This is a genomic window from Hahella sp. KA22 (assembly GCF_004135205.1).
Taxonomy (GTDB): Bacteria; Pseudomonadota; Gammaproteobacteria; order Pseudomonadales; family Oleiphilaceae; genus Hahella.
Window position 1 is genome coordinate 2,283,151 of the sequence record NZ_CP035490.1, and the last position, 21,812, is coordinate 2,304,962.

The 21,812-nt window shown below is 56.2% G+C and carries 20 protein-coding genes; 9 read left to right on the forward strand and 11 right to left on the reverse strand.

Features of this window, described 5'->3' with window-relative positions; all coding sequences use genetic code 11:
* Positions 1–158: 158 nt before the first annotated feature.
* Positions 159–851 (reverse strand): 3'-5' exonuclease, encoded by a 693-nt coding sequence (locus tag EUZ85_RS10270; RefSeq protein WP_127969206.1) that lies wholly within the window; start codon positions 849–851, stop codon positions 159–161.
* Complete coding sequence (locus EUZ85_RS10275; protein ID WP_127969207.1) at positions 848–2,818, reverse strand: putative nucleotidyltransferase substrate binding domain-containing protein; 1,971 nt, start codon at positions 2,816–2,818, stop codon at positions 848–850. The genes EUZ85_RS10270 and EUZ85_RS10275 overlap by 4 nt, the downstream gene beginning before the upstream one ends.
* Positions 2,819–3,360: 542 nt before the next feature.
* Here EUZ85_RS10275 and EUZ85_RS10280 point away from each other — a divergent pair.
* Positions 3,361–3,750, forward strand: a complete 390-nt coding sequence (locus EUZ85_RS10280; RefSeq protein WP_127969208.1) for a hypothetical protein — start codon at positions 3,361–3,363, stop codon at positions 3,748–3,750.
* A 16-nt stretch (positions 3,751–3,766) separates the two neighbouring features.
* Here EUZ85_RS10280 and EUZ85_RS10285 read toward each other — a convergent pair whose 3' ends face one another.
* The 4 genes from EUZ85_RS10285 to EUZ85_RS10300 all read right to left on the reverse strand — a co-directional run bounded on the left by EUZ85_RS10285 (position 3,767) and on the right by EUZ85_RS10300 (position 7,826).
* Entirely contained in the window at positions 3,767–4,039 is a 273-nt protein-coding gene (locus EUZ85_RS10285; RefSeq protein ID WP_127969209.1) for a PilZ domain-containing protein, read from the reverse strand.
* Positions 4,040–4,210: 171 nt separating this feature from the next.
* Positions 4,211–4,996 (reverse strand): enoyl-CoA hydratase/isomerase family protein, encoded by a 786-nt coding sequence (locus EUZ85_RS10290; RefSeq protein WP_127969210.1) that lies wholly within the window; start codon positions 4,994–4,996, stop codon positions 4,211–4,213.
* 11 nt (positions 4,997–5,007) lie between these two features.
* Complete coding sequence (locus EUZ85_RS10295) at positions 5,008–6,387, reverse strand: hypothetical protein (protein ID WP_127969211.1); 1,380 nt, start codon at positions 6,385–6,387, stop codon at positions 5,008–5,010.
* Positions 6,384–7,826 carry an AMP-binding protein gene (locus tag EUZ85_RS10300; protein WP_241567007.1) on the reverse strand — a complete coding sequence of 481 codons (1,443 nt, stop codon included), beginning with the start codon at positions 7,824–7,826 and terminating at the stop codon, positions 6,384–6,386. Before EUZ85_RS10300 ends, EUZ85_RS10295 begins: the two co-directional genes overlap by 4 nt.
* A 722-nt stretch (positions 7,827–8,548) precedes the next feature.
* On the opposite strand from EUZ85_RS10300, the gene EUZ85_RS10305 reads away from it, so the two are divergent.
* Entirely contained in the window at positions 8,549–10,024 is a 1,476-nt protein-coding gene (locus EUZ85_RS10305) for a methyl-accepting chemotaxis protein (RefSeq protein ID WP_127969213.1), read from the forward strand.
* Between the two features lie 44 nt (positions 10,025–10,068).
* Here the strand turns inward: EUZ85_RS10305 and EUZ85_RS10310 are convergent, their stop codons facing one another.
* Positions 10,069–10,806 carry a M48 family metallopeptidase gene (locus EUZ85_RS10310; RefSeq protein WP_127969214.1) on the reverse strand — a complete coding sequence of 246 codons (738 nt, stop codon included), beginning with the start codon at positions 10,804–10,806 and terminating at the stop codon, positions 10,069–10,071.
* 192 nt (positions 10,807–10,998) lie between these two features.
* Between EUZ85_RS10310 and EUZ85_RS10315 the strand changes: the two genes are divergently transcribed.
* Both EUZ85_RS10315 and smrA read left to right on the forward strand, forming a co-directional pair.
* A complete protein-coding gene (locus EUZ85_RS10315) occupies positions 10,999–11,388 on the forward strand; it encodes a TM2 domain-containing protein (RefSeq protein WP_206618041.1) in 390 nt (129 codons plus the stop codon).
* A gap of 167 nt (positions 11,389–11,555) precedes the next feature.
* Entirely contained in the window at positions 11,556–12,137 is a 582-nt protein-coding gene (smrA, locus tag EUZ85_RS10320) for a DNA endonuclease SmrA (protein ID WP_127969216.1), read from the forward strand.
* Between the two features lie 73 nt (positions 12,138–12,210).
* Here smrA and EUZ85_RS10325 read toward each other — a convergent pair whose 3' ends face one another.
* On the reverse strand, positions 12,211–13,236 hold the full coding sequence (locus EUZ85_RS10325) for a DUF2804 domain-containing protein (protein WP_127969217.1): 1,026 nt from the start codon (positions 13,234–13,236) through the stop codon (positions 12,211–12,213).
* A 192-nt stretch (positions 13,237–13,428) separates the two neighbouring features.
* On the opposite strand from EUZ85_RS10325, the gene EUZ85_RS10330 reads away from it, so the two are divergent.
* Positions 13,429–14,766: a sphingomyelin phosphodiesterase gene (locus tag EUZ85_RS10330; RefSeq protein WP_127969218.1), complete on the forward strand. Its 1,338-nt coding sequence runs from the start codon at positions 13,429–13,431 to the stop codon at positions 14,764–14,766.
* A 13-nt stretch (positions 14,767–14,779) separates the two neighbouring features.
* Here the strand turns inward: EUZ85_RS10330 and EUZ85_RS10335 are convergent, their stop codons facing one another.
* Positions 14,780–15,910, reverse strand: a complete 1,131-nt coding sequence (locus EUZ85_RS10335) for a hypothetical protein (RefSeq protein ID WP_127969219.1) — start codon at positions 15,908–15,910, stop codon at positions 14,780–14,782.
* A gap of 226 nt (positions 15,911–16,136) precedes the next feature.
* Here EUZ85_RS10335 and EUZ85_RS10340 point away from each other — a divergent pair, with 226 nt between their 5' ends.
* The 3 genes from EUZ85_RS10340 to EUZ85_RS10350 are packed head-to-tail and all read left to right on the forward strand — an operon-like array spanning position 16,137 to position 19,439.
* Positions 16,137–16,610, forward strand: coding sequence for a (2Fe-2S)-binding protein (locus EUZ85_RS10340; RefSeq protein ID WP_127969220.1), 474 nt, complete (start codon positions 16,137–16,139; stop codon positions 16,608–16,610).
* A 14-nt stretch (positions 16,611–16,624) separates the two neighbouring features.
* Positions 16,625–18,823 (forward strand): xanthine dehydrogenase family protein molybdopterin-binding subunit, encoded by a 2,199-nt coding sequence (locus tag EUZ85_RS10345; RefSeq protein WP_127969221.1) that lies wholly within the window; start codon positions 16,625–16,627, stop codon positions 18,821–18,823.
* Between the two features lie 25 nt (positions 18,824–18,848).
* On the forward strand, positions 18,849–19,439 hold the full coding sequence (locus EUZ85_RS10350) for an NTP transferase domain-containing protein (protein ID WP_127969222.1): 591 nt from the start codon (positions 18,849–18,851) through the stop codon (positions 19,437–19,439).
* 93 nt (positions 19,440–19,532) lie between these two features.
* Here EUZ85_RS10350 and EUZ85_RS10355 read toward each other — a convergent pair whose 3' ends face one another.
* Entirely contained in the window at positions 19,533–20,195 is a 663-nt protein-coding gene (locus EUZ85_RS10355) for an SDR family oxidoreductase (RefSeq protein WP_127969223.1), read from the reverse strand.
* 83 nt (positions 20,196–20,278) lie between these two features.
* On the reverse strand, positions 20,279–20,848 hold the full coding sequence (locus tag EUZ85_RS10360; RefSeq protein WP_127969224.1) for an NADPH-dependent FMN reductase: 570 nt from the start codon (positions 20,846–20,848) through the stop codon (positions 20,279–20,281).
* 366 nt (positions 20,849–21,214) lie between these two features.
* On the opposite strand from EUZ85_RS10360, the gene EUZ85_RS10365 reads away from it, so the two are divergent.
* Positions 21,215–21,811, forward strand: a complete 597-nt coding sequence (locus tag EUZ85_RS10365) for a DUF938 domain-containing protein (RefSeq protein ID WP_127969225.1) — start codon at positions 21,215–21,217, stop codon at positions 21,809–21,811.
* The last annotated feature ends 1 nt before the right edge of the window (position 21,812 follow it).

The window sequence follows — 21,812 nt, forward strand, 5'->3', positions numbered from 1 at the left end:
TTAACGGTGTGCGTCCGTTGTGGCGGGAGAGGGCGCGTAGGCTCTCCCATGACGCAACGGATACTGATTGCGGGCGGCGCGCGGTGACGAACAGGCGCAGTCCGGCGCAAGGGCGTTATGGTATCACTGCTGGGGATCTGTTTCCTGTTCGCTTTTTGTCAATGAGCGCGCATTTTTTCCAGTTTGATCCGCGCAGCGACTTTATCCTGCAGTCCTTTCCAGGTTGTCACGCCCTGGCTGCGGGCTTTTTGCAGGCAGATTAACGCCAATTCAGCGGCGGCCATGGCGTCGCAGGCGGCATGATGGCGTTGATCGTTATAGAGGCCGAAATAGTGGGACCAGTCATCCAGGCTGCGCAGATGGGAAGGCGCCTCCGGACAGAGCGCTTTCAGCCATTCCGCCACGTCGTAGAATGGCAGCCGGCAACTGACGCCCATATGCGCGCGGGCTTCTTTTTCCAGCATGGCCTTGTCGAAGGGCGCATGAAAGGCGAGCAGGACGGCGCCGTGCGCATAGCTAAGAAAGGAGTGAATCGCTTCTTTGGGCTGTACGCCCTGGCTGAGAGTTTGCTGAGACAGGCCGTGGATCAGAATATTGTCGCGTTCCAGGCGCGCGTCAGCATTGATCACCAGTTCGAATGTCTGTTCCAGGCAAATGCTCAGACCATCGATTTCCACCGCGCCGATAGCGATTACCACATCTTTTTTGGTGTTAAGGCCGGTTGTCTCTACATCCGCCGTCACCCAGCGTATGTCTTCAAGCGCCTGCCCCGGCGGAGGCGGGGACCAGCGAGAGAGAGCTTTGACGTTGGCGTCCATGGAAAAAAAGTCCGTTAATTGATCCAGGGTCATAATTGATAACTCCAGGCGAGCTTCCTTTGTAGTCGTTGGGCCTGGCGGCACGCTTCTTTCAGAATGCGCTGATCGAGATCGTTGAGCGCGTCGGGGGCCACCAGGTTGGTCAGTTCCTTGCCTTCCCGCTTGCATTGCAGGTGATGTCGCAGGCGCAGCAGTTGAATGAAGTCGAACGCTTCTTCCCAGGCGCGTGCATCCCGGGTTTCCAGAACATTGGCTTCGCTGAGCTGGCGCAGCCGATAAATGGTGTTGGAGGCTTCCACTCCGTGCGCGAGGGACAGAACCCGGGCGGCGTCGACGAAGGGCGTCAGCCCCTGCTTTTTCAGATCCACGCCTTCCTGGCCATGTTCTTTGCGGGTGACGAAACCTTTGAATAAGCCCAGTGGCGGCCGATGTTCCAGCGCCGCTGTCGCCAGCATGCGTTGGAACAGCGTGTGTTGTTGAATGCGGCGGCGGATAGGGGCGAACATGCGGCTCGCCAGCGTCGCATCGCCCCACTGCGTTCTCAGGTCGAAGAAGATGCAGGAGTTGAGTACGTTCTGCGGCGTCGCGGCTTCAATAAAGCCATTGAAGCGCTGGTCCCACTCCTGCGCGCTCAGGCACAGCTTGGGATTGCCCGCCATGATGTTGCCCTTGCAGAGGGTAAAACCGCACTGATCCAGAGCTGCGTTGATGCGGGAGGCCAGGGGCAGCAAACGCTGACGGGCCGACTCCCACAGGCGTGAATCCTCCAGCTCGAAGATGATGCCGTTATCCTGGTCCGTCAGCAGGGTCTGCTCGCGTCTGCCGGCGCTGCCGAATGTGATCCAGCTAAACGCTACGCCAGGGTCGCCTTGCTCTTTGATGATCAGCCGGATGACCTGACGGGTGCTGTAATCGTTCAGCAGGGTCACAATATGGTTGAGCTGCTCGGCGCTGGCGCCGTGGGCGATCATGGTTTCCGCCAGACGCGCCACATCGCTTTGCAACGCCGCCAAAGCATCTACCGAGGGCGCGTTGGCCAGCGTGCGTGCGATATGCACCAAGTTGACCCGTTGCAGGGAAAACAGATCGCGTTCGGAGACAACGCCCACCAGTTTGCCATTCTCTGCTATCAGAACATGGGCGAAATGATGTTTCGCCATGATCAACGCCGCTTCAAAAGCGGTAGCGTCCGGCGACAAGGAAATCGGGTCTGCGTTCATGCGACTGGAAATGGGGGCATCCAGGTCCGCGCCGGGACCGGCGATAAATCGACGCAAGTCTCTTAACGTAAATATGCCGATGGGCTTGCGGTTGGCGTCCGTCACCACCATGGAGCCGACGCCTCGTTCATCCATAATCCTGACCGCTTTGCGAATGCTTAGCGTCGGCTCGCAATGTACGGCCTGACGTTCAATAAACTGGCTCAGCGGCGTATTGAGAGAATAGTCTTCGCCCAGGGTGGACTGCGCTTGCGCCTGTATCTGCCGGTTGACCTGGTCCAACAGACTGCTGACCCCGCGCAGACAGAAGTCGCGGAATACCGGGCAGATCGCCAGCATGCGGGAAAAGTGCTCTTTGCTACAGGTAATGCAAAAAGTGTCTTCCTGGGCTTTGTGCAGCGTGCGGGTAGGGCGTTCGCCAAGTAGCGCCGCTACCGGGAAACAGGCGCCGGGGCCGATGTCGAAGGTAGGGAGTTCGTTGGCGTGGCGGTAGCTGTCGCGTTCGCCGACGATATACCCCTGCTTCACGATATAGAACTTCTCTGGCGCGCCATCGTCCGGTCCGATGATCTGCGCGTCGGCGGGGAAAAACTCAATGCTGGATTTTTCCAGCAGCGTCGCCAGCGGGCCGTCGTCCATCTGTTTGAAAGGCGCGAATGCGCGCAGAAAATTCATCAGGGAACGGATGTTCTGAGGGAGGGCGTTGTCTGAGCCAGAGGCTTCCGCCAGCGACGTCCGGGAAAGTCCGTTGGGCGTGTTGTCAGGGGATGAATCGGACATAGGGCGACCTTTTTTTAAACTTATTTATAAATAGGCGCGTGTTCCTAAACTATACGTCTTTAGTTGTACTGCGTCCCGCCGCCAGGCTTGGCGCAGATCAATTTGCATGAGAAAAACGGTAATGGCGCAACGCGACCGGATCGAAATATTGGGCCGGCCAAGGTTTAGACTAAGGTCGGGGTTTTACGGTATGGGGCCTTTGCTACTATAACGACGGGACTAGCTGGGCTATTCCCGCGAGCATAGGGAGGGCCTTGAGTGATCAAGGTTCTTTTTGTGCCCCGGTCGTATAGACACTACCGGGAACGACCTTCAATGGTGTGTGAACGCTGAGTGATGGACGTTATTGTCCATGTTAAACCGGGACAGGCAGGTGGAGTCTCCGCTGGCCGCCCGGTATTTTTTTCGGTATGCTTCCCTTCCGTTGTTCTATTATCCCCCTGTCATTACTGGAATCAGCGCGGGTTCAACCCTGGATGTGCGTCGGTGTTGTATTATCACACTGACGTCTCGAATTTTTGTAAGTGAAGGAGCCTCATTGTATGAGCAAAAAATTTCATCTGGCCATTTCCGTCATCGATATCGAACAATCGGTGGAGGAGTACAACGAAAGGCTGGGGCGTCCCGCTGATGTTGTAGTACCGGGTGAATATGCGCTATGGCGCACCAAGGAGCTGAACTTCTCAATTCGTAAAACTGCGCCAGGCGAAGGCGGACGTTTACGTCACCTGGGCTGGGAAGACTCTGAGGCCAAATTTTTCACTTGCGATAAAGACTGCAACGGCATTTTGTGGGAGGAGTTCTCCGCCTCCCAGCAAGCGGCGGAAATTAAGTCCGCATGGCCGGAGACGGATTACAAGCCGGGCAAGAATAAAGACAAGAAGAGCAAAAAGAACAAACTGGACGAACCGCCTGAAGAGCCCGCCTCGTAACTGAGAGGCTGCAAAATCAGTCTTTCGGAATGAATCGCAATCCTACCCCTTCATTCTCAATTCTCACTACTTCGCTTTCCACCGATTGACCGGGTTCTCCGGGCAGATCCAGTACGCGAATCTGCACTTTCATGTGCAGCTCCGGCGTGGTTTCTTCGGCGATGATGACGAAGGCTCCGCTATCTGAAACATCACGGGTCCGGGTTTCAATGATGCCCAATTGCGGACTGGAAAGCTCAACGCGGAAGTTAGCTTTGATGCGGGGGGAGGAACGCTTTTCTCTACTCATAAAAACCTTGGGCTCGCTGCGGATGAATGTCGGGCCTACGCGGACTTCTTATCAGTGTAGACCACAAAATGAGCGAGAGGGAGAGAAGAGGCGCGCCGGGACTGCGTGCGCCTCGTTAGATCGACTGGTTTCCACTAGTAGGCTAATCCGCCGTTACTCCTCTCTTTTCTTTCACCTGCCAGGAAAAACGGCGGGACGCTTTTCAACAAACGCCTGCACGCCTTCCTGCTTGTCAGCGCTTTCGAAAGTGCGCCGAAAGGCGTTTTTCTCGACTTCCAGCGCTTCAGCAGTGGTGCGCCCGTAGCTGGCGTTGATGGTGTGTTTGCACAGAGAAATAGCCACAGGTGACTGACTTTTACATTGCAGCAGGATATCCCGGGCGGCGGCCAGCATGGCGTCGGCGTCAGAGAACACGCGGTTGACCAGACCTATTCGCAATGCTTCGCCAGCGTCGATGCGACGGCCGGTGTAGATCAGTTCGCGGGCGCGTCCGACGCCGACGAAACGGCTCAGACGCACGCAGCCGCCAAAGCATGGCGTCAGGCCTAAGGAGACTTCCGGCTGTCCAAACTGGGCGCGCTCGGTGCAATAGATGAAATCGCAGGCCATGGCCAGCTCACAGCCGCCGCCAAGGGCGTAGCCGTTCACGCAGGCGATAACCGGGATAGGGAGCGCCTCCAGTAATGCGGTGATTTCCTGTCCCTGGGCGGCGAATCGTTCGCCTTCTTCAGGAGACATTTGCTGCATGGCGGCGATATCCGCGCCAGCGATGAACGCTTTTTCGCCGGAGCCCGTCAGAATCACGCCGCGAACAGGAAAACCCGGCTCCTGCAGGCGCAGCAAAATTGTTTTCAGCTCGACAAAAAGCGCCGGCGATAAGGCGTTCAGTTTATCCGGGCGGTTGATCGTCAAGGTCGTGACGCCGTTGACGCTGGTTTGTTGTATTAGTGCAGTCATAATCAATCTCCTCAAGAATCCCAGATGGCGCCGAAGGCGGGAATGCCGCGGCTTTCCAGTTCATAGACAACGTTCCAGGTGACCTTTTTGTTTGAGATGCAGATAACCGCTTCAGCGCCGGTATCGCGATAAGCCAGATAGGCCAGTCTGGCGAGGTCAGGTTTACCATGAGTGTCGGTGTCCCAGATCAAGGCGTCTGGGTGAGCCGCTTTGATGTCGTCAACCAACTCATCGCCGTAGGTTTTGCGCGGATTGCGCGTCGCCCACACCAGCTTCGCCGGCACGCCTTGCGCAACCAGGTGCGGCAGACAGGGGCCGATGCCGCTGCCCGTGGCGATCCATACCACCTTTTTGAACAGGGTTTCGATATTGCCGACCCCTGCGGTTGGAATACCCTTGACCCACACTTTGCGGGGCTGGTTATCGATAAACGCCCCCGTCCAGTCGCCAGCACGGGATATAGCCAACTGAAAACCTTCCCGACCCGGCAGTGGAATATTGGCGAACGCATGCCACTCAAACAGCGGATTCAAACTGAGATCCGTCGATGAGCCGGCGAAGGGCGTCACGCCATAGTTGAAGTCGGCGATGACGGCGTGGTTCGAAGGCTTGTGGATGGTCACTTCCACTTTGCGCAGGCGCAGCCAGGGCGCCAGGATGCTGAGGGTCACCGCCGTCAACGCCCACACCTGAGGTGAGGTCGCCAGCGCAGACGGCAGCTCGCTGACAGGGTGCGCCGCCGCGCTCAGAATAAGCGTCTGCGCCCAAAACAGCAGGACAGACGCCCAACTGCCGAAGCGAGCGGAGAACTCGAATTGATCGTGATATTTGGCGCGAAGGGCGGGCAACGCCAGAATGATCATCAGAGTCAGTATGCTCAGATGAACAGACGCCAATATGGGAACCGACGAGGGCAGAGCGGTATAGCTCCCAAGCAGGCTGAAAACTGTGAATGCGGCGTACCACAACGTACCGCAAAAGAACCCTCCAACATGGATTCCGCCAAAGTGATACACCTTGCCCATGGCCCAGCGCCATTTCAGCGGCCAGTGGGGAGGTATGCTGGTGGCGATGGCGAACAGCGCATTAACGACATACTGCTGTCGAATCAGAATGGCGATGGTGAAATTGACAAGGGCGCCGTTCAGCACGGTTTCCATCGGCAGCTGGTCTATGCGCCAGCCGCCATTTGTCAGCCAGTACAGTGCGCCGATATTGAAGGCGGTCATCAGTATGGCGAGACGGTTATAAGGCATCACCTTCGGATGACGGGCCCACTTGTGCCAGGGGTGTTGTGGCGGCATCTTGATGCGGGACAGGTCAATGTGCTTTTTCTGCGGCGGCGCCTTGGGCGCATATTGCAACGCCGTCTTGGATAAAGAGGCTGTCATGCCGGAACCTCCTGCGAGGCGGGGATATTCGCCAGCATTTCCTCCAGGCGCTTCTTATCGACCTTGCCTCGCGGCGTCATGGGGAACTCGTCCAGAGCAATGACTTTATCGGGGATACAGTAGTAAGGGAGCTTCGCTGCGACGGCCTGTTTTACCTGCACAGGATTGACGCTGGCGGGTTTGACGAATGCGGCGAGATCGCGGCTGGTGTGTTTGATCACCACCGCCTGCTGACATCCTGGCAAGGCCTCTATGGCGCAGGAAACCGAGTTCAGCTCAACCCGGAAACCCCGCACTTTGACCTGATCGTCAGTGCGGCCCAAATGCTCCAGTTCGCCATTTTCCAGCCAGCGCCCCAGGTCGCGGGTGCGGAACATTTTGCCGCCGTTATCCAGAAAGGGATCGTGGCGATAGCGGTCTTCATTAAGCACGTCGTTGTTGATGTAGCCAGCGGTGACGCAAGCGCCGCCGGCCCACATTTCGCCCACTTCGCCGATGGCGCAGGGTTTTAGTGAATCGTTTAAGATGTAGACCGTATTGTTCGGCGTGGGCGCTCCGATACTCAGCTGACCCTGGTCCGGCAGGTAGCGTCCCATGGTGTTCACAATGGTGACTTCAGTGGGGCCGCAGCAGTTATAGAACTCACAATGGGTCGCCCATTTTCTCGCCAGCGGCTCCGGGCAGGCTTCCCCGGCGACTGCGACCGCCCGCAGGTCGGGGCATGCCGCGGGATCGAGCTTACTCAAAATGCTGGGGGTCGCGATCACCACATTGGCGCGGCTGACCGTTTCCTGAAAACCGCAGCCGCGGATAATTAATTCTCCACCGTGGGCGAGGGTTGTCAGAATCTCCCAGGCGGCCATGTCGAAGGCGATATTCAAAATCTGCGCGACTTTTTCCCCGGGTTGAATGCCCAGGTTGCCTGGCGCGGTCAAAAGCAGGTTGCAGACATTGCCATGAGTAACTTTGACGCCGTTGGGCGCTCCAGTGGTGCCGGAGGTGAACAGCACGAAGCAGGCGTCATCTTCCTCTACAGTCGGAAAAGACGGAGGAACAGGGGCGCTATCGGCGAGTGTCCGGCGACTTAGGATTTCATCGATACACAGGCGCTCGCAGTCTGGAGGAATCGGCACGCTGTCATGGTATTCAGAAAGGGTCAGCATCACCCTGGCGGCGGAGGATTGCGCGACGAGTTTTAATTGCTCTTTTGGACAGATTTTTACGTCCTGCGGCACGTAAGCCGCACCGACCTTGAGCGTCGCCAGAACGCCAACGACCATGGGGATGGAGCGACGTACAAACAGAGCGACATGGTCTCCTTTTTTCACGCCTGCGGATATCAATACACCGGCAAGAAAATCCACTTGTTTTTGCAGCTCGCCGTAACTGATCTTGTCGCCCATGTGCTCGACGGCGGTTTTATCTGCATAGGTTTTCATGCTTTGTTCTATGGCTAAATATATATTGCTAAAGGGCGGTTTCTTATATTCGCCCTGGCCATATTGAATAAATTTTATTTGATCTTTTGGAGATAAACCTTGCAGAGGTTCTAAACGAAACTTCTGTATAGATTGGGAAAGTTCTGATTTTTGAATGACGGAAGCGGTGAAGTTCATAAGTCTCTCCTTCTATTTATCTTTTGACAAGGCGAAAGCAACCCTTCAAGCCTCGGTTCGCCTGATGTCAATGGACTATGATCGTTGTAAAACAAATGGATTAGGTGAAGCGGCGAATATTCTCCGTTTCTTTATATATTTAACTTTTTGTTTAACTTTTATCTTTGAGATTAGTTCCCGTCGAAATGGGGAATTAATACTTTGGTTACGACTTTTATAGTTGGGAAAAGTTCAGAATTAATTTATGAAAATGTATAAATAATTGAAATTTAATTTAAGGTTATATCCAAGGGCTGATAATTTAATTTAAAAATACAAGTAAACTTATTTGTAAGCGCACGGGGTTAGTCTGGGGTTGGGAGGGCGTTGGTTGAAGCAGCGATCGGGGTTGCTCTATCTATGGCGCTGCGCTAAGGAATCTGATTAACGGCTTGAATCAAAAAAATTTTTTACCTTTGTACTACACTTGCTACGAGGTCGTTGTTTTTGCCTCAGGCGGAGGCGTGCGCGGCCGATTGTAAAACTAATAACCAAGTGTGGTACGAATGTCCTGGCTCACAAATGTCGGTCTTAGATATAAATTTTGGCTGGTCAATGCGGTTTCGTTCGGCATCATGCTGGCGTTGGTGCTGGCCTCCATGCGTTTGTCTCATAACGGTGGTATTGAGCTGCTTGCGTCCGAGTTGAAGGTGGCGGTGCGCGCTCCGGCGGGGCAGGTAGCTGGTCCATTGCGCGTGTATGAATTAGATAAAGTGCCGCCTAATACACTACAGCGGGACGTCTTGCGCACGATTTCCAGCGACGCGGCGGCGCAACCGCGAACGCTGACTCAGTCGGCGGAGGCCTTTCTGTCGGAGGAACCTGACAAGGTAGTGGCCTACCTGCGTGATGGCGGTAAGGTAAAAGTGGCTCTGGGCGCTGCGCCCAGTTTATGGAAAGTATTCAAGGATCAGGCGCCCGCGTTCGCCGGGATTGTCTTTGTTTTGATGTGCCTGCTGCTGGTGGCGTCGCAATTACTGATCGCTTTCGTGGAGCGTCACGTCAACCGACTCAAGTCCATCATGCTGCAGGCGCAGAGTCAGAGCGACCTGACGCTACGTGTGCCGATCGAATGTGAGGATGAAGTGGGGCAAATGGCCTCGGCCTTCAATCAGATGCAGCAAACCTATCAGGAAGCAGTGTTGCAGATTCATAACGCTGTCGCTACGCTGCAGCAGGAAGTGGGATTGCTGGCGCAGTATTCCACAAAAACCCGCGATCAGATGTCCCGTCAGGCCAACCAGACCGAAAGCGTGGCGGACTCCATGCAGCAGATGCTGGACGCGGCGCAGCAGGTGGCGCAGTACGCGGATGAAACGCGGGAGATGTCAGGCAACGCCGACGCGAAAACCGAATCCGGCCTGAAAGAGGCGCAGGATTCCAAAGTCGCCATCGCTAAACTGGCCAAGTCAGTGGACTCGCTGGTCGACCTGACCAATCAGCTCAACGAGGATACGCAGAAAATCCAGTCCTCCACCGGGGAGATCACCAGTATTTCCGAACAAACCAACCTGTTGGCGCTGAACGCCGCTATTGAAGCGGCCAGAGCGGGTGAGCAGGGAAGAGGTTTCGCTGTGGTGGCGGACGAAGTGAGAACCCTCGCTACCCGCGCCTACACCGCCAGCGAGGGCATCGACTCCATCGTCAACGCCATTCAGGATCTGGAGAAGAAAGTAGAGAAGGGCATTCTGGAGGGGCGGGAAGATGCGGAACGCTGCCTTGCCGGCGCGCAAAATACAGTCGGATTGCTGACCGGCGTGAAAGAACTGGTGCGGGATATTCTGGAGAAGAACACCCTGATCGCCACCGCCGTCGAACAGCAGGGCGCGACAGTCGGCGCCATGAATGACAACCTGCAGGAAATGCGCAATCTCACTCGCGACACCTCACAGATCGCCGGAGAAGTCGCGGCCAGCAGCAAATCCATTCACACTCAGGCCAATACGCTGGATCGTCTGGTGAAGGCGATGAAGGTGAAATAGAGGCTGGAGTGACGAAAATCGATCTTCGCTGAAGAGCAGGTGCGTCAGGGTAAAACCCGCTGCTCCCAAAGGCGGATTTCTTTGCGCAGACTGCGCCAATCCGGCAATAACTGTTCCTGTAGCGCATAGAAACGAGGACTGTGGTTCATTTCCCGCAGGTGACACAACTCATGGGTCACCACATAATCCACCAATGACAGTGGGATCTTCACCAGATTCACATTCAACGTGATCATCCCCTTGCGATTACAGCTTCCCCAATAACGCCGCATGAAGCGCAGGCGCAGGGTGGGCTGAACCACATTCCAGGCGGCGATACGCTCATTCCATATAGCCAGGCGCTCTTCCAACAGCGTCTGCGCCTGATTGCGATACCAGACATTCAGGTATTTCTCCGCCTGGACCGGGTTTTCCTGATAGCGACTGGGCAGACAAATGCGTCCGTCCTCCGTCAACGCCAGGGTGCGTAAATCAGACTGGTACGCCAGCCTGAACTCCGCGCCCATGAAATAATGGCGACTGTCTGCGGCGTAACCTGGGGCTTGTTGAGGCTGCGGCAGCAGCGCCTGTTTGTGCTGCTGCATGCGAATCCAGCGAATTTTTTCGCCGAGCAGGCGATGAATGTCCCGTTGGCTGACGCGCAGTGGCGCGCGAACTTTGACGCTCTGGTCCCGGTGCACTTCGATCACTACGGATTTACGGCGCGAGGAACGCAGCAGTTGGTACTGCAACTCCAGCGCCGGGTGCATGCACAGGTTGGGGTTGGAAGCATGTTCTGTCATCGGGAACGGGGTCTCTCAAATCTGCTGCCGGCATTGTAACCGCTAACGGCGCTGGACGGGATTACAATGCGTTTGGCGGTCTCGTCGTCAGGTATGTAAAAATACGGTGGTCCGGTTGATATATGGGCTTCCGACCCCATTAACCAGTCTCATTAACATGGAAATCCACTTTACAGCGGAAATATGACGCATATGCAAAATGACACGCATTCCAAAGCCATGGGATATATCCTGTGGATTTTCGGGTTTACCGGTTCTCACCGTTTTTATTACGGCAAACCCGTTACCGGCACTATCTGGTTTTTCACTCTCGGCCTGTTGGGCATTGGCTGGATTATTGACCTTTTCCTGATCCCCTCTATGGACCGCGAAGCGGATCGTCGCTTTAAAGACGGCTCCACCAGCTACACGGCAAGCTGGATTCTTTTGACCTTTTTGGGCTTTTTCGGCGTACACCGCTTTTACATGGGCAAATGGTTGACTGGTCTGCTGTATCTGCTGACCGGCGGTTTGCTCGGTTTGGGCATCCTTTATGATTTCTGGACCCTGAATGACCAGATTTCTGAAGTAAACGGTTCCTGAACCGCTAACGCATCGCCGTTTCTTTGTCCGTGGGCGGCCTGGAGTCGCCCTGCTGAGGGCTACGTATTGTGGACGGCTTGCGCTGGCGCGCGCGAAGATGTTAGAACGAAACAAGATGGCGCTGAAGGGATGCGGGCGCAGGCTTAACAGTAGAAGAGGGTAGTACCATGCAAGAAGATAAAGATGATCTTTTTGCCGAAGAGATGTCAGGGGTCAAGCCGTTGCCCCGCCATAATCAGGCGGACGTCAAGAAAGCCAAGGAAGCTACGCCCGGACAGGAAGCTCGCCGCAAAGCCGCCGTCAGGCACAAGCTGCTGGATCTTAATTTTCTCAGCTCCGACGATCATGTCGAGATACTGAAAAGCAACGATCTGCTGGAATACAAAAAAGATGGCGTACAGCATGGGGTGTATAAAAAGCTCCGGCTCGGCCAGTACCAGATCGAAGCGCGTCTGGATCTGCATCGCAAGACGGTGGAGGAAGCGCGGGTAGAGGTGTTCCAGTTTGTGCGCGACTGTCTGCGTTACGACTTACGCACGGTGATCATCCTGCATGGCAAGGGCGACCGTAATCAGAATCAGGAAGCGGTTATTAAGAGTTATGTAAATCGCTGGTTGCGGGAATTCGATGAAGTGCTGGCGTTTCACAGCGCGCAAAAACAGCATGGCGGTTCCGGCGCGGTTTATGTGCTGCTGCGCAAAAGCGACCGTGAAAAGCAAAATAATCGGGAACGTTTCGGCTCCCGCTAATCTTTGAGAAAACGCAGCCGGCCAGGAGCCGGCGTTGTGTTTTCAGTCTATCTCGCGCCGACCCCGCTTCTTCTCACCATTTCGCATAGTGATCTTCAGCAAATCCGGGCTGATCGATAATATCGATAGCTTCGCCCTGGGCGGTGATGATGCGGCCGTTGTAGCTGCCGAACATTTGCCGGAAATTAGAGGCCAGCAACCACAGATTGATTTTGTCGCGGCGGCATCCTCGCGGGGTGAACGTGAGGTCGATTTTTTTGCTCTCAGAGTAAACTCGCCAGGGTTGGAAAGGCTCTCGGCGGTTGAAGCGGAAACGCACCGGCTCCAGTGGATGCATCATGCCGTTCAACCACATGGCGTTCTCCGTCATGCCGGTTTCGTTGACGCCATTGGCCAGATTCAGACCCAGACGACGGCCGGTGGAGTCCACGCCGCTCACGCAGGCCCACTTCCATACGGTTTCTCTGCGCATGAAACCGCAGGACCAGTCGGAAGAGCCCATCATGCCCATATGCTCCAGCAGGTACTTGTGGCCTTTCCAGATCAGGTGGCCGCTGACTGGCAGCCCGGCGCTTTTCTGGGTGTAGACCCAGCCGTTGTATCCGGCGGGACAGCACAGACGCAGTGGGTCCTGGCGCACGCCGAAATCCAGATAGGCGGAGAGTTGCAGTCCGCTTTGCAGTACGACATCGAGTTTGTGTCCGGAAGGAAAGTTATTGAAGTAGAACTCGCTTTTGCCGTTGCCGAAACTCACGTCGCCGTTGTCCGGGGTGACGCTAAACTGAGTCTTACGAGCAAGCGGCTGCAGGAAGCTGAATTCCTCATATTCGCCGGTGGCGCCGTTAAAGCAGTAGAGAAAGGCGTTGGAGACCCATTTCAGGTCAACGATGGCGACGCCGATAATCAAATCCTGACTGAGCAGGCCGAAGAATTGAAACTGGTTGAACCTCTTTTCCTTGAAGAAAGGGCCGACGGCCTGGTCCATGGGGGTGCGCAGATCATAATCCCAATAGTTGATCTGCCCGACTGGCTGGGAAAAACGGCCCCATGCAGGTTGGCCGTCCTCGCCAATAAGAATGGGGGTGTGGAAGCTGGTCATATTGTCTCACATGGTTTTTTTTATGTTTTCAGGTGTTGTACGCCATGACAGAGGCTATTCCGTTTTCATTTTAATGTTAATTTAACGGGGTTAAATCTGTGATTCAGGTCCGATTATGTTAATGACGTTCTGTTACATTCCGCTCACTGACTTCTTAGAGACGATAAAAATAACAATCTTGGGAGGACGGAGATGCGGCGATTATATAAATGGCTGGCGGGAGCGGCGATGTTGTTACTGCTGACGCGATGGTCCTGGGCGGAGACTTATATCTACCTGACCAACAGCACGATGGAGACAGTCACTCTGAGCACCGCGCAAAGCGGTTACGACAACATCCGGGAGGGTGTGGAATGGGACCGGCTGGAGACGGAGATTCCGCCCCTGGCCACGGTAAAAATTCTGCGCTTCAACCGTGACCAGGGCATCAAGTGGGGTAAAACCTACTTCTTCGACACCACTGTAATGGGGCGCAATAGCACGGCGCTGCTGCGGCAGAAACTCGAAGGAACCTGGAATTTCAGCAAAATGTGGATTGCGGCGGACGACGACCCCTGGCGTTATGACCGCGACATTCACGCCATCCCAAGAGAGTTTGACGGGGTGGACAGCCACTTGGCGTATCGCTCGCAATACGCCAGACCCGGCGGAGACGACGTTTACTACGTCATCAACAATGACTGGACCCTCAGCGAGCGCGTTCCGCAAAGCAATCACCTCAAAGTGCTTACCTATAATGCCTGGGCGCTGTTGCCGGGGCTGATGTCAAAGAATACCTCCAACCGACTCGCCACCATGGCGGAAGCCGTGAAAGGCTATGACGCCGTGGTGTTTCAGGAGGTGTTCGACCCCATTCTTACCGCGCGCTTTCGCAGTGACCTGCAAGCCGAGTATCCGTACCTGACGGAGATACCCTTCAAACTCGGGCGCATTTTGACGGGAGGCAGTTTTATCGCCAGCCGCTGGCCGATCCTGGAGCAGGACACGATGGTCTACGAAGGCTGTCGCAATGACGGATGCTTCGCCTCGAAAGGGGCCAATTACGCCAAAATCGATAAGGGCGGACAGATTTACCATCTGTTCGGCACGCACACCCACGCCTATACCGGAGAAGAGGATGTCGCTCTGCGGCGCTGGCATTTGCAGCAGTACAAAGCCTTTGTCGACAGCAAAGGGGCGGCGGCGGATGAGCCGGTCATCATCGCAGGCGATCTCAATGTGGATAAGCTCAACTTTCCGGTGGAGCATCAGGATATGCTGGCGATTCTGGACGTTGCTGATCCGCCGTCACAGAGCCAGTATCCGCATACCTACGATGGCGGCGTGAATACCTTCGCAGACTCCAAGTACACGGAATATCTGGACTACGTGTTGACCTCGAACGCGCATGTCGCGCCGGTATACTCCCACAATCGAGTGCGCATTCCCCGTTTCATCGAATGGGAGCACTGGACGACCTGGGATCTATCGGATCACTTCCCGGTGGAAGGCGAATTCGTATTTCCGTTGCCCACAAATCCGGTGGAATAGCGTCCGGCGCAAGTCATGGCGCCGGTAGATCTTCGGTGAAGCGGCGCATGAAGGCCGTTTTGACATGGTCGGGCAGCTTGCCGTAACCGCTGTCCCGCCAGTCCTGCAGCAGCTGGAGGTATTCTTGATCGTCTTCGCGTCGGTATCCCGCCGCCATGGCGATGGACTTGGGCTTCAGGGCGGGCGCGGTGCTGTAGTCAGCGCCGGAGGGCGCATCGCGGTTCCATAACATGTGAGATTCGCCCAGCTCGCCTTTGAATTGATAGAAGGCGTCGTCCGGCGGCAGCGCTGTCAGTGTGTATTCGATCTCTATCTGGCCGTGCGTCACATCCATGCCGCCAAGAAAGGGGCGATCTGCGCCATAGATCAGATATTCCGCGTCATCCGGCGTCAACGCAGTGGCTGCGCGGCGTCTCTCTTCGGAGGGCGAGTGGGGATACAGTTCGTTGGAATACTTGGCGATGTCCAGCCTGATACGGCCATCCTCCGGCAGCTCAAGATCCTGGTTCAGAATGTACGTGGTCAGGTAATCATGCTGCTGCAAGGTGATGGCGATAGGGCGTTGTTGGTCGTTCAGCGCGATGGTGGCGGAGACATATTGGTCCGGGCTGCGCCAGTGACGGGTATCCCCCAGCAGGTTCAGCATGATGGACTTCCAGCCCGGCATGCCTACCGGCAGTCCGGAATAAGCGAAAGTCAGGTTGTAGGTGAGAAAGGTCCAGGTCTTGGCGTCTTCAAGCCCGACATTGTCGTAGTCGACCCGGCCGTAGGCGACCTGTCGACTCGTGTCGCCATCGCCGTCATAAAAAAAACAGACGTCTGGATTGTAGGTGAATTTGTTGAGGGTTTCCGGGCTGACGTCCTCGCTGATCAGCGCGCCGTGTTTGTCATACAGACGGCCGTTGGCGATGTAGTCGCGATAAAAATCGATGAATAACGTCTGTCCTTCCGCTGCAAAAAAACGGGGTTTATAGCGCTCCAGCAGCTCTCTTTCCGATGCGGAAGGCAGCGTGGTGCGTGGGGGATTGACGGAGAAATAGTCCAGAAAATCCGGCGTCATGGACAGGCGCTCGGCGAAGGCGAGTCCTGGGGATAATGTGATACAGACAAAGACAAACCGCTTGATTGCCAACGTCGGCTTCATGCTCAGCGAACTCCCTTAGCGCAAAGGTCTACCTGACAAAACATTATGTTTTAACTACGCGAACTATAAGGAAAAGTTTTGTGTGGCGCCACGGTTATAAGCGCGCAGAGCGAAAGTAAGCGCCTACATGTGAACTCCAGCGCTTTCGGTTACTACATAGACAAATGACCGTGGGTCATTTAGTCTTTCGGGCATCATAACAACAAAATACGAGCAGGGCGTCTTTATGAAATTAACCGTGAACGGCGAACCAAGAGAAGTGGATGTGACGCCGGATACTCCATTGCTTTGGGTGATCCGGGATGAGTTGCAACTGACGGGAACCAAATTCGGCTGTGGCATGGGGTTGTGCGGCGCCTGCACCGTGCACCTGGATGGAGAGCCCATTCGCTCCTGCATTACTCCGGCGATTGTGGCCCAGGAGCGTAAGATCACTACGATCGAAGGCATTGGCGATCCCGAACAGCCTCACCCGTTGCAGCGCGCCTGGGTGGAGCTGAATACCCCCCAGTGCGGATATTGCCAATCCGGGCAGCTCATGTCCGCCTGCGCCCTTTTGGCGAAAAATCCCCAGCCGTCGGATGCGGACATCGACAACGCCATGTCCGGCAACATTTGCCGCTGCGGAACCTACCCCCGCATTCGCGCCGCCATCCATCAAGCGGCGGCGCAAATCAATCAGAACTCAAACCAGAAATAGAGGGGGAAGGGGTTATGGAGACCATTGCATTATCCCGTAGAGACTTGCTTCGGGCTTCCCTCAGTGCTGGCGGCGGACTGATGGTAGCTTTGCAGTTGCCTGGTTGCGCGTCCTTGCCGCAAGGGATGGAGACGAATTCGCTGCGACCCAACGCTTGGCTGGAGGTCACGCCGGACAATCGCGTTATTCTGACCCTGGACCGGGTGGAAATGGGGCAGGGAACCTACACGGGCATGTGTACGCTGCTGGCGGAAGAGCTGGATGTCGATCCTGCCTCCATAGAGGTAGTGTTTGCGCCGGTGGACTCCGCCTACGAACAACCTGACTTCGGTCTGCAAATCACTGGCGGCAGCACCAGTTTGAGTAGCAACTGGGTGCGATTGCGGGAGGCGGGAGCTATGGGGCGGGCCATGCTGGTCGCCGCCGCGGCCCAGGTCTGGAGTGTCCCGGTATCGTCGGTTCTCGCTGAGAATGGCGTCTGCCGGCTGCACGAAGACGGCCCATCGCTGAGTTATGGCGAGCTGGCGGAACTGGCGGCGAAGCAGCCCGCGCCAGCTAACATCACGCTAAAGTCGCCGGAAGCGTACCGCTACATTGGCAAGTACAACCAGCGTCTGGACGCTTCTTTGAAAAGCTTCGGCCGCGCAGACTTTGGCATCGATGTGCAATTGCCGGGTATGTTGTATGCGGTGATGGCGCGCGCTCCGGCGGCGGGAGGAACTGTGCGTGCACTGGATGATGTGGAAGCGCGGAGTATGCCCGGGGTGGTGGCGGTCATACAGGTTCCCCGGGGCGTCGCCGTTGTGGCGGATAAATACTGGCGCGCCCGTCAGGCCCGGGACAAGCTGAAGATTGAATGGAATACCGGCGAGCTGGGGGCGTTGGATACGGAGTCTGTATTCGATCTTTACCGGCGAACGCTGGCGACGCAAAGCGGAGATACGGTTCGCAGCGAAGGCGATGTCGAGAGCGCATTGGCGTCAACCTCCCAAAGAGTGACGGCGGAGTACCGCGCTCCGTTTCTCGCCCACGCCACTATGGAGCCGCAAAATTGTACGGCCTGGTTTCGGAACGGGCGTTGCGACGTATGGGCGCCCACCCAGGGGCCCGATGTGGCGCGGGCGGTGGCGCGCAGAGAATGCGGCCTATCCGCCGCCGACATTCATATTCACACCACCTTTATCGGCGGTGGGTTCGGGCGTCGCCTGAGCCAGGATTTCGTCGGCGAAGCGGTCTCCATTGCGCAACATTTTGATCGTCCGGTGAAATTAATCTGGTCGCGAGAGGAAGATATTCAGCATGATTTATTTCGTCCCGCTTCGCTGCACCGGCTGACGGCGGCGTTGTCGCCAGAGGGAGAGGCTCTCGCCTGGACTCATGACATCGCCGCGCCGCGGGTTATCGATCATTATGCGAAGGAAGCCGCAGGGGCGGTCGCTCCGACATGGGCGCCGCAAGCCATGGTGCGCATGGCCGCAGGCGTGGCGAAAATGGTCACGCCGGACCAGAGCGCCTACGAAGGCGCGGAGGATGTCCCTTACGCGATTCCCCACATCCGCGTGCGCCATATGAAGGCGGACTCTGGAGTACCTATCAGTTATTGGCGCTCGGTCGGCCACTCTTTCAATGCTTTCGTGGTGGAAAGCTTTGTGGATGAGTTGGCCTATCACGCGGGGCAAGATCCTGTCTCCTATCGAGAACTACTGCTGCGTGACCATCCACGCCACCTGCGAGTGCTACGAGCGGCGGCGCAGAAGGCGGACTGGAATAGTCCGCCGGCGCCGGGCAGAGCGCGGGGCGTGGCCTGCCATAAAAGCTTTGGAACCTATGTCGCGCAGGTGGCGGAAGTGTCCGTGGAAAACGACGCCATCCGTGTGCATCGGGTTGTATGCGCCGTTGACTGCGGACTGGCGGTGAATCCTGATACGGTGATCGCACAAATGCAAGGCGGCGTCATTTTCGGCTTGACAGCAGCTCTGTATGGGGAGATAACCCATACTCAGGGTGCGGTGAGACAGTCAAACTTTCACGATTATCCGGTATTGCGCATGAATGAAACCCCGGAAATTGATGTGGTTCTGGTTGGTGGTGACGCCGCTCCCACCGGAGTAGGAGAGCCGGGAACGCCGCCCATAGCGCCGGCGGTGGCCAACGCCGTATTCAGGCTGACCGGACGACGCTTGCGCGACCTGCCGTTGCGGCTGAAAACATGAATATAGCCGGGAGATTATAATAATTATGGGATGGTTGGTGCTGGCCGCAGGACAGAGCCGCCGCTTCGGCGCGGACAAACTGACGGCTAAAATGAGAGACGGACGTGCGCTGCTGGCGCACACTCTGGCGGCGTTGACGGCGACGGAGCAGCCGGTGCTGGTGGTGGTCAGACCCGGACACAACGCCGTCACTGCATTGTTAGATCGCCTTGACGTTCCCTATACGGTTTGTCCCCACGCGGAGGCGGGTATGGGCGCTTCATTGGCATGGGGGGTGTCGCAAGTACGGGACTGGATGTTTTGCGGCGTGGCGTTGGCGGATATGCCTTACATTCGCGCAAGCACGCTGGCTGCGCTGCATGAGCGTGGAGAGGAAGAGCGCATCGTCGCGCCTTTCTATCACGAGCGGCAGGGACATCCGGTGATTTTCGGACGCCGCTTTTACCCGCAATTGATGGCTCTGGGCGGCGACGCCGGAGCGAAGTCGGTGTTGCAGCGATACAGTGATGCGTTATTGCGTTTGGACGTGGAGGATCGCGGGGTGCTGTGCGATGTGGATACCCCGGATGATATCCATGAAGCGCGGCAGGAAGGAGTCGCTTACTCTTTGCCCTGAACCCGCTCGCTGTCTGAGCCCTGTCTTGCGCATCCTGCGGGACAGGGCAAGCTCATCGGGCGATGCTCGCCCGGCCTTATGCTTTTGTCCGGCTTACCAGGGCAACAATTCCCCATTCGCATGCCAGAACTTCCCTGAGTTCTCCAACGTCAGCTCGTCTATGCACGCGGCCAGCCCCTTCGCCGATACGTCGGGAGTGATATCGCCGGAATGTCCGGTCATGTCCGTAATAACATAGCCAGGGTGCAGCAACGCCACCGCCACGCCGCGGCTTTTCATGTCCAGCGCCAGAGATTTGCCTATGGCGTTAAGACCCGCTTTAGACATACGGTAACCGTAATAAGCGCCGGAGCTGTTGTCTTCCACTGACCCCATACGACTGGTGATCAGTCCGACTTTGGCTCCCTTATGCAGGTTCTCCAGCAGCGCGCTGGTGACGCGCAGCGGGCCCAGGGTATTGATTTCGAATTGCGCGCGCATGGTGTCCCAGTTGGGGCTGGGCAGTGTTTCATGGTGCAGCAGGCCGGCGTTATTGATGAGAATATCGACGGTTTGTCCCGTCAGCGCCTGGCGAATCTGTTCCACGCATGCGTCCTGGCTGATGTCGATATCGGTCAAAACGGTCACGTTCAGTTTTTGTAACTCGTCGGAAGCGCGTCGGCAGATAGCGGTGACTTTATCGCCCCGTTGACTGAAAAGACGCGCCAGTTCCAAGCCGATGCCGCGATTGGCGCCGGTAATGACGACGTGAGCCATGATGTGCTCCTTGTATCCTTAATGAATGGAGGGTTCACCAGGGAGATGGGGACGCCCCGCAAAGGATACAAGGCGCGATGCGGTTATTTGGCGGCGAAGCGGACCAGGCGTTCGCTGAGGCGTTGCACCCGTGAGGCGGCGGCTTCATCCGTGATGGCGCCTTCCGCGTTGATCACTTTGTTGGCCTGTCCAAGCGCCACTTGCTCGGGCATCATCACGCAGCCGATGCCGGACAATATGGTTCTGACCATCGGCAGAGCGCGAATGCCGCCCAGAGCGCCGGGAGAGGCCGCCAGTAGCGCCACCCATTTGTCTTTGAACGCCGCCATGGAAGGCTCGCCTTCCAGCGGGCGCGACACCCAGTCGATAGTGTTCTTTAAAACGCCGCTGATGCCGCCATTGTATTCGGGGGAAGACAGGATGAATCCATCATGGGCCGCGAGAATCTGCTTAAGCTTGAGCGCGTTCTCCGGTAGGCCGGATGCGCTTTCTATATCGCCGTCATAAATGGGCAGGGGATAATCCGCCAGATCCAGATAGGTTACCTCGGCCCCCGCCGCTTCCGCATAACGACCGGCGGCGCGCGCCAGCTTTTTATTCAGGGACTCTTTGCGCAGACTGCCGGCGAAGACGAGAATTTTGGGTTTACTCACATCGACCTCCATTACTCACATTGACCTCAATAGTTGAGTAGCTTCTTCGAAGCATACCGACGCTGACAGCGTTGCTCCACCTCTAAATTTCGCGGCCTGGCGTCTGAGAGACTGATCGTATTACGACAGAGTTGATTTATTTTCGATCTGAAAATGCAGTTCAGATATCCACACATCCTGTGGATATCTCTTTGGAAAACGATGGGAGCCCTTTGTTTTGTAGGGATTGCGGAGATTTTGGTAATTTATGATCAGTGTGTTTTTTATACTGACTGCTTGTCGCTTTTCTATCCAACGGCATTGGTTGCAATATCCGGTGGATTTGGAAATGATTCAACCCGGATAAAACATTAAGGAGACCCAGTTGTGAAACCTGTCGCTGAAGCCTGCTTGCGGAATCAGGCCCCGATCGCCGAAGCGGTGCGAGAGCCGTTCGCCTATGTAAAAACGGTATTGGAAATCGGCGCCGGCACCGGGCAGCACGCGGTGTATATCGCTGAGCGTATGCCCCATCTGCAATGGCTGCCGACGGATCTGGCGGAGGCCTTGCCGGGGATCTGCGCCTGGGTGGAGGAGTCGGGCCTGGATAATCTCTTACCGCCAAAAGCGCTGGATGTGACGACTGGGGATTGGGAGTTGTCTGAAACCTTTGATGCGGCTTATACGTCAAACACCTTGCATTTTGTCGGGTGGACGCCTGTGGAAGCGTTGTTTGCGGGCGTCGCCAAGCGCTTGCGCGCGGGTTCTCCCTTTTGCGTTTATGGTCCGTTTAATGAAAACGGAGTCTTCACCAGTCCAGGCAATCAGGGTTTGGATGAATGGGTGAAAACCCGTGATCCAGACGCAGGACTGAAAGATCTGGCGGACATTGAAGCGCTGGCGTTGCGCTATGGTTTCAAGCTGAAGACTCTCAAGCGGCTGCCAGCGAACAATCTGTTGCTGGTATTTTGCTTCGAAGGGTGAA